The sequence below is a fragment of the Sphingomonas aquatilis genome, assembly GCF_014196115.1.
Taxonomy (GTDB): Bacteria; Pseudomonadota; Alphaproteobacteria; order Sphingomonadales; family Sphingomonadaceae; genus Sphingomonas; species Sphingomonas aquatilis.
Window position 1 is genome coordinate 71,896 of record NZ_JACIDB010000004.1, and the last position, 15,453, is coordinate 87,348.

Annotated in this window: 13 protein-coding genes and 1 pseudogene; 10 read left to right on the top strand and 4 right to left on the bottom strand. The window is 66.6% G+C overall.

Annotated elements, in window-relative coordinates; all coding sequences use genetic code 11:
* Positions 1-50 precede the first annotated feature (50 nt).
* Together recR and def are read left to right on the top strand one after the other, a co-directional pair.
* A complete protein-coding gene (recR, locus tag GGR47_RS11180) occupies positions 51-647 on the top strand; it encodes a recombination mediator RecR (RefSeq protein ID WP_024310551.1) in 597 nt (198 codons plus the stop codon).
* 54 nt (positions 648-701) lie between these two features.
* Positions 702-1,220, top strand: a complete 519-nt coding sequence (gene def, locus GGR47_RS11185; protein WP_147034686.1) for a peptide deformylase — start codon at positions 702-704, stop codon at positions 1,218-1,220.
* 22 nt (positions 1,221-1,242) lie between these two features.
* On the opposite strand, the gene GGR47_RS11190 is transcribed toward def, so the two are convergent.
* Positions 1,243-1,575, bottom strand: coding sequence for a VOC family protein (locus GGR47_RS11190; RefSeq protein ID WP_147034687.1), 333 nt, complete (start codon positions 1,573-1,575; stop codon positions 1,243-1,245).
* 55 nt (positions 1,576-1,630) lie between these two features.
* Here GGR47_RS11190 and GGR47_RS11195 point away from each other — a divergent pair, with 55 nt between their 5' ends.
* Positions 1,631-2,710: a PA0069 family radical SAM protein gene (locus tag GGR47_RS11195; RefSeq protein ID WP_147034688.1), complete on the top strand. Its 1,080-nt coding sequence runs from the start codon at positions 1,631-1,633 to the stop codon at positions 2,708-2,710.
* A gap of 354 nt (positions 2,711-3,064) precedes the next feature.
* Complete coding sequence (locus tag GGR47_RS11200; protein ID WP_147034689.1) at positions 3,065-4,480, top strand: hypothetical protein; 1,416 nt, start codon at positions 3,065-3,067, stop codon at positions 4,478-4,480.
* Between the two features lie 205 nt (positions 4,481-4,685).
* On the opposite strand, the gene GGR47_RS11205 is transcribed toward GGR47_RS11200, so the two are convergent.
* Positions 4,686-5,906: an NADP-dependent isocitrate dehydrogenase gene (locus GGR47_RS11205; protein ID WP_017978968.1), complete on the bottom strand. Its 1,221-nt coding sequence runs from the start codon at positions 5,904-5,906 to the stop codon at positions 4,686-4,688.
* Positions 5,907-6,033: 127 nt separating this feature from the next.
* Between GGR47_RS11205 and GGR47_RS11210 the strand changes: the two genes are divergently transcribed.
* Both GGR47_RS11210 and GGR47_RS11215 read left to right on the top strand, forming a co-directional pair.
* A complete protein-coding gene (locus tag GGR47_RS11210; protein ID WP_147034690.1) occupies positions 6,034-6,765 on the top strand; it encodes a phosphatidylserine decarboxylase in 732 nt (243 codons plus the stop codon).
* The gene (locus tag GGR47_RS11215; protein ID WP_147034691.1) at positions 6,765-7,610 is read left to right on the top strand and encodes a CDP-alcohol phosphatidyltransferase family protein; all 846 of its coding nucleotides are present in this window, start codon (positions 6,765-6,767) and stop codon (positions 7,608-7,610) included. Before GGR47_RS11210 ends, GGR47_RS11215 begins: the two co-directional genes overlap by 1 nt.
* Here the strand turns inward: GGR47_RS11215 and GGR47_RS11220 are convergent.
* Complete coding sequence (locus GGR47_RS11220; RefSeq protein WP_147034692.1) at positions 7,549-7,785, bottom strand: hypothetical protein; 237 nt, start codon at positions 7,783-7,785, stop codon at positions 7,549-7,551. The two genes, GGR47_RS11215 and GGR47_RS11220, sit on opposite strands and share 62 nt — an antisense overlap.
* 334 nt (positions 7,786-8,119) lie before the next feature.
* Between GGR47_RS11220 and rpsB the strand changes: the two genes are divergently transcribed.
* Together rpsB and tsf are read left to right on the top strand one after the other, a co-directional pair.
* Positions 8,120-8,932 (top strand): 30S ribosomal protein S2, encoded by an 813-nt coding sequence (rpsB, locus tag GGR47_RS11225; protein WP_017978965.1) that lies wholly within the window; start codon positions 8,120-8,122, stop codon positions 8,930-8,932.
* An 87-nt stretch (positions 8,933-9,019) separates the two neighbouring features.
* Entirely contained in the window at positions 9,020-9,955 is a 936-nt protein-coding gene (tsf, locus tag GGR47_RS11230; protein ID WP_147034693.1) for a translation elongation factor Ts, read from the top strand.
* A 102-nt stretch (positions 9,956-10,057) separates the two neighbouring features.
* Here the strand turns inward: tsf and GGR47_RS11235 are convergent.
* A pseudogene (locus GGR47_RS11235) lies at positions 10,058-11,254 on the bottom strand (carbohydrate porin).
* 206 nt (positions 11,255-11,460) lie between these two features.
* On the opposite strand from GGR47_RS11235, the gene GGR47_RS11240 reads away from it, so the two are divergent.
* Together GGR47_RS11240 and GGR47_RS11245 are read left to right on the top strand one after the other, a co-directional pair.
* Complete coding sequence (locus tag GGR47_RS11240) at positions 11,461-13,305, top strand: methyl-accepting chemotaxis protein (protein WP_147034694.1); 1,845 nt, start codon at positions 11,461-11,463, stop codon at positions 13,303-13,305.
* Between the two features lie 94 nt (positions 13,306-13,399).
* A complete protein-coding gene (locus GGR47_RS11245; protein ID WP_147034695.1) occupies positions 13,400-15,448 on the top strand; it encodes a S9 family peptidase in 2,049 nt (682 codons plus the stop codon).
* Positions 15,449-15,453: the final 5 nt, after the last annotated feature.

Sequence of the window (15,453 nt, forward strand, 5' to 3'; positions counted from 1 at the left end):
GGGCCTTCAACGCGCTGGCGGGGCAGGGCGCAACCCCCTATCTGTTCCCCATGGCATCCCCCGAAATCGAGGCGCTGACCCAGGCGCTCGCGCGCCTTCCCGGCCTCGGCCCCCGATCCGCCCGTCGCGCGGTGCTGCACCTGCTGAAGAAGCGCGAGGCCGCGCTGGGCCCGTTGCGCGCCGCGCTGGAGGCGGTGGACGAGCGGCTTGAAACGTGCGGCATCTGCGGCAACGTAGATACGGCCAACCCCTGCGCGATCTGCGCGGATCCGCGCCGCGATCAACGGTCATTGTGCGTGGTGGAAGAGGTGGCCGACCTCTGGGCGCTCGAACGCTCGCGCCTGTTTCCGGGCCGCTTTCATGTGCTGGGCGGCCGCCTGTCGGCGCTCGAGGGCGTCCGCCCCGAAGACCTCGCCATCGACGCGCTCGTCGCCCGGATCGAGGCGGGCGGCATTGACGAGGTCGTTCTCGCGATGAACGCCACGCTGGAGGGGCAGACGACGGCCCATTATCTCGCCGACCGGATCGAGCGCTTTCCCGTCCGCGTCACCCAACTCGCGCACGGCCTGCCGGTCGGCGGCGAACTCGACTATCTCGACGAGGGCACACTGGCGCAGGCGCTGCGCGCAAGACGGCCGGTCGCCTGATTGCGAGGTCACCCCAATCTTGACGGCAAACGCCCCGGGACCTAGCTCCGCGCGATGGCAGTTCTTCCCATCGTCGAAATTCCCGATCCGCGTCTGCGCCTGATCTCCAAGCCCGTCGAATCGATCACCGATGAAACGCGCGCCTTCGTGCAGGACATGATCGACACGATGTACGATGCGCATGGCATTGGCCTCGCCGCGATCCAGGTCGGCGTCGACCAGCGCATTCTCGTCATCGACCTGCAGGAGGAAAAGGACGAGGACGACAAGCCGATCAAGGCGCCCAAGGCCTATATCAACCCCGAAGTCCTGTCGGTCAGCGACGAGACGAGCACCTATAACGAAGGCTGCCTGTCGATCCCCGAACAGTACGCCGACGTCCAGCGCCCCGCATCGTGCCGCGTCCGCTGGCAGGATGAGACCGGCGGCGCCCATGAGGAAGAGCTGACCGGCCTGCTCGCCACCTGCATGCAGCACGAGATCGACCATCTGAACGGGGTGCTATTCATCGACCATATCAGCCGCCTGAAGCGCGACATGGTGCTCAAGAAGCTGGCGAAGGCACGCCGCTGACCGAAGCCGGCCGGCGCGACGGTCACGCCGGCTGCATCACCGCCAGCACATGTCCGTCCGGGTCGGCGAGGTGAAAGCGCCGGCCGCCCGGAAAGGCGAAGATCGGCACGGTTACGCGCCCGCCCGCCGCCTCGACCGCAGCGAGGGCCGCCTCCAGATCGTCCACCTCGATCACCGGCAGCGGCGCCACGACGCGATCCGGTGCCGCATCCAGCCCTACATCGGTATCGCCGCTGGTCGTCGCGGCATAGTCCGGCCCGTAATCGGTGAAGGTCCAGCCTAAGGCCTCGGCGTAGAACGCCTTGGCCCGCGCGCAATCACCCACCGGTAGCTCGAGATAGTTCAGACGCGCCATCGAATCCTCCCATTTCGTTCTTGATACGTTCTACACGTGCGCCTAGCCTTAGGCAATGGCCGGTCCCAAGTCCCGACGCGCCGTCCGCGGCGCGACGCTCAACAGCGAAAGCCGCCGCTTCAACCTGCCGCAGGTGGAGGCGGACGGCGACTGGCTGGACGCGCGCGAGGAGATCGACGGCGAAGCGCCACCGCTGCGCACCAGCGTGACGATCGAACAGCCCCGCACGATCATCAGCCGAAACGCCTCGCCCGACGTCGGCTTCGATCGCTCGATCAACCCGTATCGTGGCTGCGAGCACGGTTGCATCTATTGCTTCGCACGGCCGACGCATGCCTTTCACGATCTATCGCCCGGTCTCGATTTCGAAAGCCGGCTGTTCGCCAAGCCACAGGCGGCGGAGCTGCTCCGCGCCGAACTGGGCAAGCCCGGCTATGCCGTCGCGCCGATCGCGCTCGGCACCAACACCGACCCCTATCAGCCGATCGAGAGCGATTGGCGGATCACCCGCGCCGTGCTGGAGGTGCTGCGCGAGACGCGGCATCCGCTGACGATCACGACGAAATCAGACCGTGTGGTCCGCGATATCGACCTGCTGGCCCCGATGGCTGCCGAGGGGCTGGCGGCGGTTGCAGTGTCGATCACCTCGCTCGATCCGCGTGTCGCCATGACGATCGAACCGCGCGCGCCGCATCCCGAACGGCGGCTGAAGGCGGTGCGCGCGCTCGCCGATGCGGGCGTACCGGTCTATGTCTCGATCGCGCCCGTGATCCCCGCCATCACCGATCATGAGATCGAGCATCTGGTCGAACGTGCGGCAGGGGCGGGCGCCCGCGCGTGCTTCTTCATCCCCGTCCGCTTGCCGCACGAGGTCGCGCCGCTGTTTCGTGCCTGGCTCGACACCCACTTCCCCGATCGGGCGGGCAAGGTGATGGCGACGATCCAGAGCCTGCGCGGCGGCCGCGACAACGATCCCGGTTTCTTCACGCGTATGCAGGGGGCAGGGCCATGGGCCGAGCTGATGCGCACCCGTTTCGCCATCGCCTGCCGCAAGCACGGCCTCGCCAATCGCGGCGTGACGCTCCGCACCGACCTGTTCCGCCCGCCGGCCGGTCCGCAGGGCGAGCTGTTCTGACGGGGGGCAGTGCCAAGCAATCCTCGTCACCCCGGACCTGATCCGGGGTCCCGCTATTGCTCCGGGCGCGTTGAGAAAGAAGCGGGATCCCGGCTCAAGGCCGGATGACGGGGCGTTTTGGGGGGGGCTGCCCGTAGCGTCGCGGAGACATCGTGACACGCCCGTTATCCTCATAAGAGCCCTCCTCGTCACCCCGGACTTGATCCGGGGTCCCGCTTTTACCCCGACCGCGGTAAACAACGAAGCGTGCGTCCGCCCTACGCCGGGACAACAGGCAAAGTCCTGCCGACGCAACGCCATCGCTCCCGACTCCGTTAGGCACCCGCTAACCATAACAGGCGCATCGGGAAGACCATGACCTCGCGCCGCATCTGGCTGATCCTCGTGCTCGTCGCGCTGGCGCTGCGGCTGCCCGATATCGGCAACCCGCTCGTCGATCTCGACGAACAGATGTACCTGCTCGTCGGCCAGCGGATGTGGGACGGCGCGATTCCCTATGTCGACATCTGGGATCGCAAGCCGATCGGTCTGTTCCTGATCTACGCCGCCAGTGCCGCGCTGCCGATCGACGCGATCGTCGCCTATCATCTCGTCGCGCTGGCCGCGGCGGTGGCGACGGCGGGATGCATCGCGATGCTGGTGCGCACCTTTGCCGGACCGAAAGCCGCGCTCGCTGGCGGCATCCTGTACCTCGTTTGGCTGTCGCTGATCGGCGGGCGCGGCGGGCAATCGCCGGTGTTCTACGACTTGCCGATGGTGCTGGCCGCGTGGCTGACCTGGCAGATGCTGGCGGGCCAGCGCCGCGGCGGAGTCGCGGCGATGCTGCTGGTCGGCGTTGCGCTCCAGATCAAGCCGACCGTGGTGTTCGAAGGCGGGTTCTTCGGTGTGACGCTGCTGGTGGCGTCATGGCGCCACCACCGCAGTCACGCACGCGTCGCTCGGGACGCCGCGGTCTACGCATTCGCCGCCTTGCTCCCGACCCTGATAGCGGCGGGTGCCTATGCCGCCATGGGGCAGGGTGACGCCTGGTGGTTCGCCAACGTCCAGTCGATCTTCCTACGGCGCCTGACGCCCGGCGATCCGATCGCGGCGCGGCTGATCGGCGCCGTCGTCGTGCTGCTAGTGCCGTTCGGCCTGGCGGTGCGCGGTCTCACAATGCACCATGGGCAGCGCCGCTGGTTCCTCGCCGGCTGGCTGGCGAGCGCCACCATCGGCTGGCTGCTCGTCCCACCCTATTTCAACCATTATGCGCTGCCGCTGCTGGTCCCCCTCGCGGTCGCGGCCGGCATCGCGCTCGATCGCCCCGCGCTGCGCTGGCTGGCCGCGCTGGCCGGTGCGGTGATGTTGTATCTGAGCGGTTATCCGCATGGGGGCGAGACCGCGACGATCCGTCACCAGCTCGCATCGCTCGCCACCGCCTTCGGGCAGGATCGCGATCATGGGTGCCCCTTCGTGTTCGATGCGCCGCCCGCGCTCTACACCGCGGCCCACGCCTGTCTGCCGACCCGCTATGCCTTTCCGCCGCATTTGGTCGAGCCAAGCGAAGCGGGCGCGATCGGCGTCGATCCGCGTCGCGAGCTGGCCCGGATCCTCGCCGCAAGACCCCCTGCCATCGCCGTCGGTCGACCCGATGCGATGATCCACGCGACGCTGGTCAAGGACTATTACCCGGTCGCGCGGGCGCTGGGCATCACCATCTATCGCCGCGCCGATCTGTCGCACGTGACGGATAGGTCCGGCGCATCCGTGCGTTCTCCCGTCCCGCACTGATGCGGCCGGCAGGAGCGCAGCATGACCGATCCCGACACGCCCGAACCCACCGAACGCCCTGACGGCGGAGTGCCCGATACCAGCGTCCCTGACGAATCGGGTGCCGGCTACGGCAATCACGGCGACGCGGACGACTGATCGCCGACACGAAAAAGGCCCGGACGCGCGACGCATCCGGGCCTTTTTTAGTCGTTAGACGACGGGCTTACGCCCAGTTCGCCATCTTCTGCTCGAGGTTCGAACGCACCGCCTCGAAGAACTGCTCGGTCGTCATCCAGGGCTGATCCGGGCCGATCAGGATCGCGAGATCCTTGGTCATCTGGCCGTTCTCCACGCATTCGATGCAGACGCGCTCCAGCGTCTCCGCGAAACGGACGACGTCCGGCGTGTTGTCGAACTTGCCGCGATACTTCAGGCCGCCGGTCCAGGCGAAGATCGACGCGATCGGGTTGGTCGACGTCGCCTTGCCCTGCTGGTGCTGGCGATAGTGACGCGTGACGGTGCCGTGCGCCGCTTCCGCCTCGACCGTCTTGCCGTCCGGGGTCAGCAGCACCGAGGTCATCAGACCCAGCGAGCCGAAGCCCTGCGCGACCTGGTCCGACTGCACGTCGCCGTCATAGTTCTTGCACGCCCACACGAACTCGCCGTTCCACTTCAGCGCCGATGCGACCATGTCGTCGATCAGGCGGTGTTCGTAGACGATGCCCGCTTCCTTGAACTTGTCCTTGAATTCGGCCTCGAACACCTCGGCGAACAGGTCCTTGAAGCGGCCGTCATAGGCCTTCAGGATCGTGTTCTTGGTGCTGAGGTACACCGGCCACTTCAGGTTCAGGCCGTAATGCATCGACGCACGGGCGAAATCGCGGATCGAATCGTCCAGGTTGTACATGCCCATCGCGACGCCCGACGACGGGAACTGGAAGACTTCTTCGTCGATCACGGTGCCGTCTTCGCCTTCGAAGACCAGGCGCAGCTTGCCCGGGCCCGGAACGCGGAAATCGGTCGCCTTATACTGATCGCCGAACGCGTGACGGCCGACGACGATCGGGTGCGTCCAGCCCGGGATCAGGCGGGGGACGTTCTTGATCACGATCGGCTCGCGGAACACCACGCCGCCCAGGATGTTGCGGATCGTGCCGTTCGGCGACTTCCACATCTTCTTCAGGCCGAATTCCTCGACGCGCGCTTCGTCGGGGGTGATCGTCGCGCACTTCACCGCGACGCCGTACTTCTGCGTCGCCTTGGCGGCATCGACCGTCACCTTGTCCTCGGTGGCGTCGCGGTGCTCGACGCCGAGGTCGTAATAATCGAGCTGGATGTCGAGATACGGCTTAATGAGGCGTTCGCGGATCCATTCCCAGATGATGCGCGTCATTTCGTCGCCGTCGATCTCCACGACGGGCGTCTTCACCTGAATCTTGGCCATATGCTCTTCCTGCAAGGGGAGTTTGCGTGTGCGTCTAGGCACAAGCGCCACGCGGATCAACCACCGGTACGCGCCTTCCGCCCGAGAGCGTTGTGTTGCAGGAACGTCACGGTTACACCTGCGCGTTATGTCATCGCTTGAAAAGCCTCCCCACACGCCGCTGCCGACGACGACCGTCAAGTGGCGCTTCCCCTCGGTTCACCCCGAAGGACACAAATACGCCGCCATTGCCCTGGGCATCACGTTGCTCGGCACGGTGCTCACCAAGGTGCTGTTCTGGCCGCTGCTCGCAGTCGTCGTCTGGGTGCTCACCTTCTTCCGCGATCCCGTGCGCACGACGCCGACGGGCGAGGGGCTGATCATCGCGCCCGCCGACGGCCTCGTCACGATGATCCAGAAGGTGCCGGTGCCGCGCGAGCTGGTCGGCGACCTCGGCGATGCGCCGCTCACCCGCGTGTCGATCTTCATGTCGGTGTTCGACGTCCACATCAATCGCACGCCGATCGCCGGCACGATCCGCCAGGTCGTCTATATCAGCGGCAAGTTCCTCAACGCCGATCTCGACAAGGCATCGGATGAGAACGAACGCCAGCATATCGTCGTCGAAGGTCGCGACGGTCGCCGCATCGGCTTTACCCAGATCGCCGGACTCGTCGCGCGCCGCATCGTACCCTTCGTCAAGCCGGGCGACATGGTTGCGATCGGCCAGCGTATCGGCCTGATCCGCTTCGGCAGCCGTGTCGACGTCTTCCTGCCAGACGATATTATCCCGCAGGTGACGCTCGGCCAGCGTTCAATCGCTGGTGAAACCGTCATCGGCCGCGTCGGCGGCGTGCCCGTCACCGGCATCGCCCAGTAATGGACGATTCGTCGGAGCAGCGCCCCCCGCTGTCGCAGGGCCGGTTCGCCGGCCGTCGCCTGCCTCGCCGCCCGCGGGGCCTGCCGCTGCGCGCGGTGGCGCCCAATGCGGTCACTGCTCTTGCGCTATGTTCGGGCCTCAGCGGCGTCCGGTTTGCGATCGGCGGCGAATGGCAGAGCGCCGTCGCGATGATCATGATCGCCGGTGTGCTCGACGGTCTCGACGGCCGTATCGCGCGCATGCTGCACGGCGAAAGCCGCTTCGGTGCCGAACTCGATTCGCTGTCCGACGCCATTTCCTTCGGCGTGGCGCCGGCGCTGATCCTCTACCTCTGGTCGCTCGCCGCACTACCCCGCATCGGCTGGATCAGCGCATTGGTGCTGGCGGTGTTCTGCGCTTTGCGCCTCGCCCGCTTCAACGCAAAGATCGATGAGACAGATCAACCGCACAAATCGGCGGGGTTCTTGACCGGTGTTCCTGCACCTGCCGGGGCAGGCCTCGCTATGCTACCGATGTATTTCTGGTTTTGGACCGACGAGCCGATCTTTACGTCACCGTGGCTCGTTGCTCTCTGGGTCGCGTTCGTCGCGCTACTGATGGTGTCGAGCGTGGCGACCTTCTCGTGGACCTCGCTCCGCCTCCGCCGCACCGTGCGGTTCGAAGCGATCGCGGCGGTGGTCTTCCTGGGCGCTGCGCTTGTGTCGGCCCCGTGGCACACGCTCAGCGTGATCTGCCTCGGCTATCTGCTGACCATTCCGTTCAGTATCGCCAGCTACGCCCGGGTTAGGCGGCTGCGCGCAACCGGCGAACGGCCGCGGGCACCGGAGCCGACGCCCAGCGCCTGACGGCGATGCGGCGCTCGGCATGGGCGAGCTGCGAGAGCGGCGTGAATGCCGGTTCGATATGGCCGGAGGCGAGGCGGGCGATGCGGCGCCATTGCGGCGCGATGGTGGCGATCATCACCCCGGCCGCCGCCAGAAACGCGCCTACGAACACCAGACCGGACAGCACTGCAACCATCGAACCAACTCCCTCGCAGGGTTGCAAGCACCCTGTGGATAACTCGCTAAACCCATGTTTTATCGGTGAGTTCCCATAAACGTCTGATTTTCGCCCATTTCGGCCCCTTGTTGATCTCCATCAAGGGGCGGCGTGGGCTTGGGTCACCGTATGAACCCTGTATGTTCCATCTACGTTCTATGTGTCAAGCTGATGTTCCGGCTTGCACCGGCGCGTGGCTTTCGCTAAGGGCGCGCTCCTCAACCCCGCATGGGAGGCTTCATAGCCCGGTGCGCGTGGCCGAATGGTCGCCGTCATCCGCTTCCCAGAGGCATTAACCGGAAGGACTTATCCTATGGCGGCTCCCGTCGTCACCATGCAGCAGCTGATCGAGACCGGCGCGCACTTCGGCCACCAGACCCACCGCTGGAACCCGAAGATGAAGCCCTACATCTTTGGCGACCGTAACGGCGTCCACATCCTCGACCTGTCGCAGACCGTTCCCCTCTTCGCCCGCGCGCTCGAGTTCATCTCGTCGTCGGTCGCCAGCGGCGGCAAGGTGCTGTTCGTCGGCACCAAGCGCCAGGCGCAGGACGCCGTCGCCGATGCGGCGCGTCGTTCGGGCCAGCACTTCGTCAACCACCGCTGGCTGGGCGGCATGCTCACCAACTGGAAGACGATCAGCAACTCGATCAAGCGTCTGAAGGCGCTCGAAGAGCAGCTGTCGGGCGACACGCACGGCCTGACCAAGAAGGAAGTGCTGCAGCTCACCCGTGAGCGCGACAAGCTCGAACTGTCGCTCGGCGGTATCCGCGACATGGGCGGCATCCCCGACGTGATGTTCGTGATCGACGCGAACAAGGAAGAGCTGGCGATCAAGGAAGCCAACACGCTCGGCATCCCCGTCGTCGCGATCCTCGATTCGAACGTCTCGCCGGACGGCATTGCCTTCCCGGTGCCCGCGAACGACGACGCGAGCCGTGCGATCCGCCTGTACTGCGAAGCCGTGGCGATCGCCGCGACCCGCGGTAACCAGGAGCAGCAGTCGCGCCGTGGCGTCGACCTGGGTGCGCAGGACGTTGCGCCGGTCGAGGAAGCGCTGACCGTCGAGCCGGTGTCGGCGGATGCCGGCGCGGCAGCGGAGGCCGAGCGTCAGATCGACGCATAAGCACCGTCACGATGCTTTCATGCGGGCGGGGCAGGGCGTGCGCTCTACCCCGCCCGCAAACACATTCAGACTATAGAGGATATGCACATGGCTGATATCACCGCAGCGATGGTCAAGGACCTGCGCGAGAAGAGCGGCGCGGGCATGATGGACTGCAAGAAGGCGCTGAACGAGACCGCCGGCGACATGGACGCCGCGCTGGACTGGCTGCGCACCAAGGGCCTCGCGGCCGCGCAGAAGAAGTCGAGCCGCACCGCGGCCGAGGGCCTCGTCGCCGTCGCGACCAGCGGCACCAAGGGTGCGGCGGTCGAAGTGAACTCGGAAACCGACTTCGTCGCGAAGAACGACCAGTTCCAGCAGTTCGTCCGCGAAGTCGCGCAGATCGCGCTGGCCAGCGGTGGCGACGTCGACGCGCTCAAGACCGAATCGATGCCCTCGGGCAAGACGGTCGAGGAAGTGCTGACCAACAACATCGCGACGATCGGCGAAAACCAGTCGCTGCGTCGCGCCAAGCGCCTCGAAGTGTCGAAGGGCGCGGTCGTCAGCTACGTCCACAACCAGGCCTCGCCGGGTCTGGGCAAGATCGGCGTGCTCGTCGCGCTCGAATCGGACGCGGGTGAAGAGGCGCTGCAGGCGCTCGGCAAGCAGCTGGCGATGCACATCGCCGCAGCCTTCCCGAAGGCGCTGAACGAGGAAGACCTGGACGAGGGCGAGATCGAGCGCGAGCGCGCGATCGCGACCGAAAAGGCCGCCGAATCGGGCAAGCCGGCCGACATCATCGCCAAGATGGTTGAAGGTTCGATCGCCAAGTTCCGCAAGGAGCATGCGCTCGTCAGCCAGCTGTTCGTGATGGACGGCAAGACCAAGATCAGCGACGTCGTCGCCAAGGCGGGCAAGGACGCCGGTGCCGAGATCAAGCTGGTCGACTATGTCCGCTTCCAGCTCGGTGAGGGCATCGAGAAGGAAGAGAGCGATTTCGCCGCTGAAGTCGCCGCAGCTTCGGGCGTTGCGCAGAAGGGCTGATCCGGGCTGTCGCCCGTCTTTCGGGGCGGGCGAGCGTCAAAGAAAAAGGGGCATCGCGTGACGGCACGCGATGCCCCTTTTTTCGTGCGACGCGCCCGGGCGTCAGTGCGCCGACCAGCCCAGCGTCAGGCGTAACCCCAGCACCAGCGCATTGCGGATCGTGCGGTCCGCCGCCGGGTTGATGACATATTGGATGTCGGGTTGCAGGGAGACGCCCTTCATCAGCGTATCGGTATAGGTCGCCTCGATGATCGTTTCCGCCCGGCCCAGTGCGGGCAGTTCCGGCGGATTGGCGCTGCGATAGCTATTCGACAGCACGCCGCTGCCCGCCCCGATCGAAACGGCGCTGTCGGGCCGCGATGCAAAGGGTTGTTTCAGCAGCAGGCCGCCTTGCCAGCCACCGCGAAACGGCGTTGTCTTCCCCTCGGACAGCCCCAGCCGCAGAAACCCTTCAAGCTGGCGGGGCGTGTCGGCCTTGCCGGCGAGCAGGCGCTCGGCGATCAGATAGACGCCGCGCGACGCGTGAAAACCGGGCCCTTGCGAGATTTCCGGCGGGATGATCGTCGGCTGGGTGCGTGTGTAGGTCCATGCGCCGATCGCGACGCGGCCGCTGCCCGTCCAGCCCGCTTCGCCGATCAAAAGCGCACCGTCGCGGCCGGTGAAGTCGATGCCATTCTAATCACCGATCGTGCCGGCGCGCGCGTTGACCACGGCGAATGCGCCATAGGTCTTGCCGGCCTCGACCCGCAGCCGGGCGGCGAGTGCCGTCGAGGGAAAGATCGCCGGGCCGTTGACGCCCGTCGCAGCCAGTTCCGATCCGACGCCGAACATCGGCGAGATCAGCAATCCCGCGGCATCGTTCTGGTAGAATTCGCAGTTGACGTCGTACAGCCCCGCCCGCAGCGACCAGCCCGGAGCCAGCGCCTGCTCGACCCAGGCTTCGTAGAGTTTGAAGCGCCCCTGCGACACTTCGATATTGTTGATGCCCTGGATCGATCCGGCGAGATCGTTAGGCTTGCCGCCCATGTTGTTGAGCAGCGCTGCATGCGCCTTGCCGCCATGCCATCCGATCAGCGCGTCGAGATCGGCCTCGGCGATCACGTCGATATTGTCGAGATAGCGCACGCCGCGTTCGATGCCGCCCGATGCCACGCCGGCGAGATCGGCCGTGTATTCGGCCGATAGGCTCCATGCGCTCGACGCCTCCTGGGCAATCGCCGCGTCGACACAGCCGACGCTCATCGCGATGATTCCGGCGCCCCACCGCATGGCGCGGCAAATGGCAAAGATCCTGTCCATGTCTACTCCCTGTTATGACTGGTTACGGGAGCGGTAATGGCGATGGCGTTTCCCTTATTGGTCAATATGGACTTAATTTGACTTGGTGACGGCCGGAAAGCATTTTGGTTGATTTCAGTCGGCCAAGCCCGTCAGCGCGGTTAACCCAACTTTATCCGTTTCCGACATAATGACAGGAACATGACGCGGAACGGGAGAATTTAGGGGTGCGATCGATCAACACGATGATGATGGCGGCGATTGCCGCGATCATCGCCCTCGTCTTGGCCTCGGCCGGGGTGAGCCTGTGGGCCAATGGCCAGCAGTCCGCGGCGCGCGACCGCGTCGGCGCGGCCTCCCGATTGCTGCGCAATCACATGACCGCGGACATGATGCACGATGCGATCCGGGGCGACGTGCTGTCGATCCTGCGCGCGATCCGTGTCGGCGACCTCAGCCTGACGGATAACCGCAAGGCGCTGGAACAGGATGTGGCGACGCTGCGCAAGACGCTGGCCGTCGATCGCGCTTATGCCGCCGCGCCCGAAGTCGTCGCCGCGGCGACGCAGATCCAGCCGCAGGTCGACGCCTATATCGCCAGCGCCCGCTCCGTCGCGGCGACGGCCGCCGTCGATCAGGATCGCGCATCGACGATGCTGCCGGCGTTCCTGCGCACCTTCCACGACCTCGAATCGGGCATGGAAACGGTGTCGAACCGTCTCGAAACTCATTTGAACGCGGTGGACGCCGATGCGGACCGGGTCACCAGCCTCGCCTCCATGTCGCTGATCGCGACGACCCTGGCGTTGCTGGCCCTCGTCGGCACGATCGGCGTCCTATGCCGACGCTATGTGGTCGCGCCGCTTCTTCAGTTGGTCGGTGTCCTCAACCGGATGACGTCGGGCGATCTGGCGGTGGCCGTGCCCGCCACGGGTCGCGGTGACGAGCTGGGGCAGCTTGCCGGCGCGACGACGGCGCTGCGCGATCAGCTGGTCGCAGCCGAACAGGCCAAGGCGGCGCAGACGACGTTGATCGTCGATAGCTTCGGCCAGGCGCTGTCGCGTCCGGCGGAGGGTGATCTGGTCTCGCGCGTCGATGCCGATCTCACCGGGCCGTTCGCGCGCATCAAGGACGATTTCAACGCCGCCGTATCCGCCCTGCAAACGACGCTCGCCGCCATGTCCGAATCGGCGTCCAGCATCAACAGCGGCGCTGGGGACATCCGTCAGGCCTCCGACGATCTGTCGCAACGCACCGAACAACAGGCGGCGAGCCTTGAGGAAACCGCCGCGGCGATGGACGAGATTACCAGCACCGTCCGCTCCACCGCGGAACGCGCCGGCAGTGCCAATGCCGCGGTGCGCAGCGCTCGTGACGAAGCGCAGCATTCGGGCGCCGTCGTGCGCAACGCCGTGGAGGCGATGGGCGGAATCGAACGCACGTCGGGCGAGATTTCCGAAATCATCAGCGTCATCGACGGCATCGCCTTCCAGACCAACCTGCTGGCGCTGAACGCCGGCGTCGAGGCGGCACGCGCAGGCGACGCGGGCAAGGGCTTCGCCGTGGTCGCATCGGAAGTGCGGGCGCTGGCGCAGCGGTCGGCGGAGGCGGCCAAGGACGTCAAGACGCGGATCACCGCCTCGTCGCAACAGGTGGACGAGGGCGTGCGGCTGGTCGGCGAAACCGGCCAGGCCTTGCAGCGGATCATCGACCGGATCGCCGAGATCGACGGCCTGGTCGCCGACATCGCGCGCTCGGCCGAACAGCAAGCGACCGGCCTGCAACAGGTCAACACCGCGGTCAGCGAGATGGACGGCGTGACGCAGCAGAATGCCGCGATGGTCGAGGAAGCGACCGCCGCCGCGCGCAGCCTTGCCGCCGAAGCGGAGACGATGGCGCGCCAGATCACCCGCTTCCGCACCGGCGGTGGGGCCACGCCCAATGCATCGCCCGTCGCGCAGTTGCAGGAACGGGCGGCGGTGGCCGGACGCCAGATCGCGGCGGCGAGCAAGCGCCGGGCGACCGGCAACCTCGCCGTCGTCGCCGCATCGGACGACTGGTCGGAATTCTGACCGACGCGGGCAGGGGCGGTGCCGCGACGCGCCGCTCCTGCCGCTATCGGCCCGCCGTTGCCCCGGCACGGCCGATCTGCTTAACCTCGCGCGCATGAAGACCCTCTTTGCCGCGAGCCTGCTCGCCACCGCCGCTGCCATCGCCGCGCCCGCCGCCGCCCGCCAGCTCACCATCGATGACGTCACCACGCTCAGCCGCGTCGGCGCGCCGACCGCGTCGGCGGACGGCAAGTGGCTCGTCTGGGCGCAGCGCGAAACCGATCTCGCCGCCAATCGCGGCCGCTATGACCTGTGGCGCCTCGACCTGACCCGCAAGGGCGCTAAGCCCGAACCCCTGGTCGCCGAGGCGGAGGTCAACGAAAACGCACCGCAGATCGTCGGATCGACCGTCTACTTCCAGTCGAACAAGGGCGGCGAGGATGCCATCTGGGCGGTCCCCGTCACCGGCGGCACCCCCCGCAAGCTCACCAGCTTCCAGGGCGGCTTCGGCGGCTTCAAGGTCGCGCCGACCGGCGACCGCATCCTCGTCTGGGCCGATCGCAAGCCCAACGCGCCCAGCCTTGCCCCCGCCATGGTGAAGAAGGACCCGCTGGCCGGCGAGGGCCGCGTCTACGACAAATTGTTCGTGCGCCACTGGGATACGTGGGCGGACGGCACGCAGTCGCAGCTCTTCGTCCTGCCGCTGACCGCCGCGGGCGCGCCGGGTGACGGCGTCGCGATCGAACACGGCCTCGACGGCGATGCCCCCTCGCGTCCCTTCGGCGGCGGCGAAGAGGTGTCGTGGAGCGCCGACGGCAAGACCGTCTATTTCGCGCTGCGCGTCGCCGGCACCACCGAACCGCTTTCGACCAACCTCGACATCTGGTCCGCGCCCGCCGACGGCTCGGCCGCGCCGGTGAACCTCACCGCCGCCAATCAGGCTACCGACAATCTGCCCACCGTCTCGCCCGATGGCCGCAGCCTCGCCTGGTTCGCGATGAAGCGGCCCGGCTTCGAAGCCGATCGCCAGGTGCTGATGCTCCGCGATCTCGCGACCGGGCAGGTGCGCAGCCTGACCGAGGGCTGGGACCGGTCGGTCGGCTCGATCGCCTGGTCACCCGATTCGAAGCGCATCTATGTGACGGCGCAGGACACGCAGGAAAACCCGCTGTTCAGCGTCGATCCCACGAGCGGCAAGGTCACGCGCCTGACGCAAGCCGGCCATGTCTCCGCCGTCGTGCCGACGCCCAAGGGCGCGGTCGTCGCGATCAACAGCCTGACCGCCCCCGACGATTTCTACGCCGTCGCCGCCACCGGCAAGGGCAAGCCCGCGCGCCTGACCGCGGTCAACGCGACCAAGCTCGCCGGCATCGACATGCCGACCGTCAGCCGCTTCAGCTTCACCGGTGCGAACAACGACACCGTCTGGGGCTATGCGGTGAAGCCGTACGGCAGCACGGGCAAGGTGCCGGTCGCGTTCATGGTCCATGGCGGCCCGCAGGGATCGAGCGACAACAGCTGGTCCTATCGCTGGAACCCCGCGGTGTTCGCCGGCGCCGGCTATGGCCTTGTCGCGGTCGATTTCCACGGGTCCACCGGCTACGGCCAGGCCTTCACCGATTCGATCAGCAACAATTGGGGCGGCTGGCCGCTCGACGATCTGAAGGCGGGGCTGGCCGCGGCGACCACCAAGTTCGGCTGGCTGGACGGCGAAAAGGCCTGCGCGCTCGGCGCCTCCTATGGCGGCTATATGATGAACTGGATCGAGGGCAATTGGCCCGATCGCTTCAAGTGCATCGTCCAGCACGACGGCGTCTTCGACGCGCGCGCCATGGCCTATGAAACCGACGAACTGTGGTTCGACGAATGGGAACATGGCGGCAAGACCTATTTCCAGGATCCCGCCGCGTTCGAAAAGTGGAACCCGGTCAATTACGTCGGGCAGTGGAAGACGCCGCAATTGGTCATCACTGGCGAAAAAGACTTCCGCATTCCCTATACGCAGGGCCTCGCCGCCTTCACCGCGCTCCAGCGCCGCGGCATCCCCTCGCGCCTGCTCGTCAACCCGAACGAGAACCATTGGGTGCTGAAGCCCGCCAACTCGCGCCAATGGTATCGCGAGGTGCTGGGCTGGATGGACCGCTGGACCAAGGACCAGCGCTAACGCGC

Excerpts from the sequence above, each read along its gene's own strand:
- recR (WP_024310551.1), top strand. The coding sequence starts at position 51 with ATGGCATCCCCCGAAATCGAGGCGCTGACCCAGGCGCTCGCGCGCCTT.
- def (WP_147034686.1), top strand. The coding sequence starts at position 702 with ATGGCAGTTCTTCCCATCGTCGAAATTCCCGATCCGCGTCTGCGCCTG.
- GGR47_RS11190 (WP_147034687.1), bottom strand. The coding sequence starts at position 1,575 with ATGGCGCGTCTGAACTATCTCGAGCTACCGGTGGGTGATTGCGCGCGG.
- GGR47_RS11195 (WP_147034688.1), top strand. The coding sequence starts at position 1,631 with ATGGCCGGTCCCAAGTCCCGACGCGCCGTCCGCGGCGCGACGCTCAAC.
- GGR47_RS11200 (WP_147034689.1), top strand. The coding sequence starts at position 3,065 with ATGACCTCGCGCCGCATCTGGCTGATCCTCGTGCTCGTCGCGCTGGCG.
- GGR47_RS11205 (WP_017978968.1), bottom strand. The coding sequence starts at position 5,906 with ATGGCCAAGATTCAGGTGAAGACGCCCGTCGTGGAGATCGACGGCGAC.
- GGR47_RS11210 (WP_147034690.1), top strand. The coding sequence starts at position 6,034 with ATGTCATCGCTTGAAAAGCCTCCCCACACGCCGCTGCCGACGACGACC.
- GGR47_RS11215 (WP_147034691.1), top strand. The coding sequence starts at position 6,765 with ATGGACGATTCGTCGGAGCAGCGCCCCCCGCTGTCGCAGGGCCGGTTC.
- GGR47_RS11220 (WP_147034692.1), bottom strand. The coding sequence starts at position 7,785 with ATGGTTGCAGTGCTGTCCGGTCTGGTGTTCGTAGGCGCGTTTCTGGCG.
- rpsB (WP_017978965.1), top strand. The coding sequence starts at position 8,120 with ATGGCGGCTCCCGTCGTCACCATGCAGCAGCTGATCGAGACCGGCGCG.
- tsf (WP_147034693.1), top strand. The coding sequence starts at position 9,020 with ATGGCTGATATCACCGCAGCGATGGTCAAGGACCTGCGCGAGAAGAGC.
- GGR47_RS11245 (WP_147034695.1), top strand. The coding sequence starts at position 13,400 with ATGAAGACCCTCTTTGCCGCGAGCCTGCTCGCCACCGCCGCTGCCATC.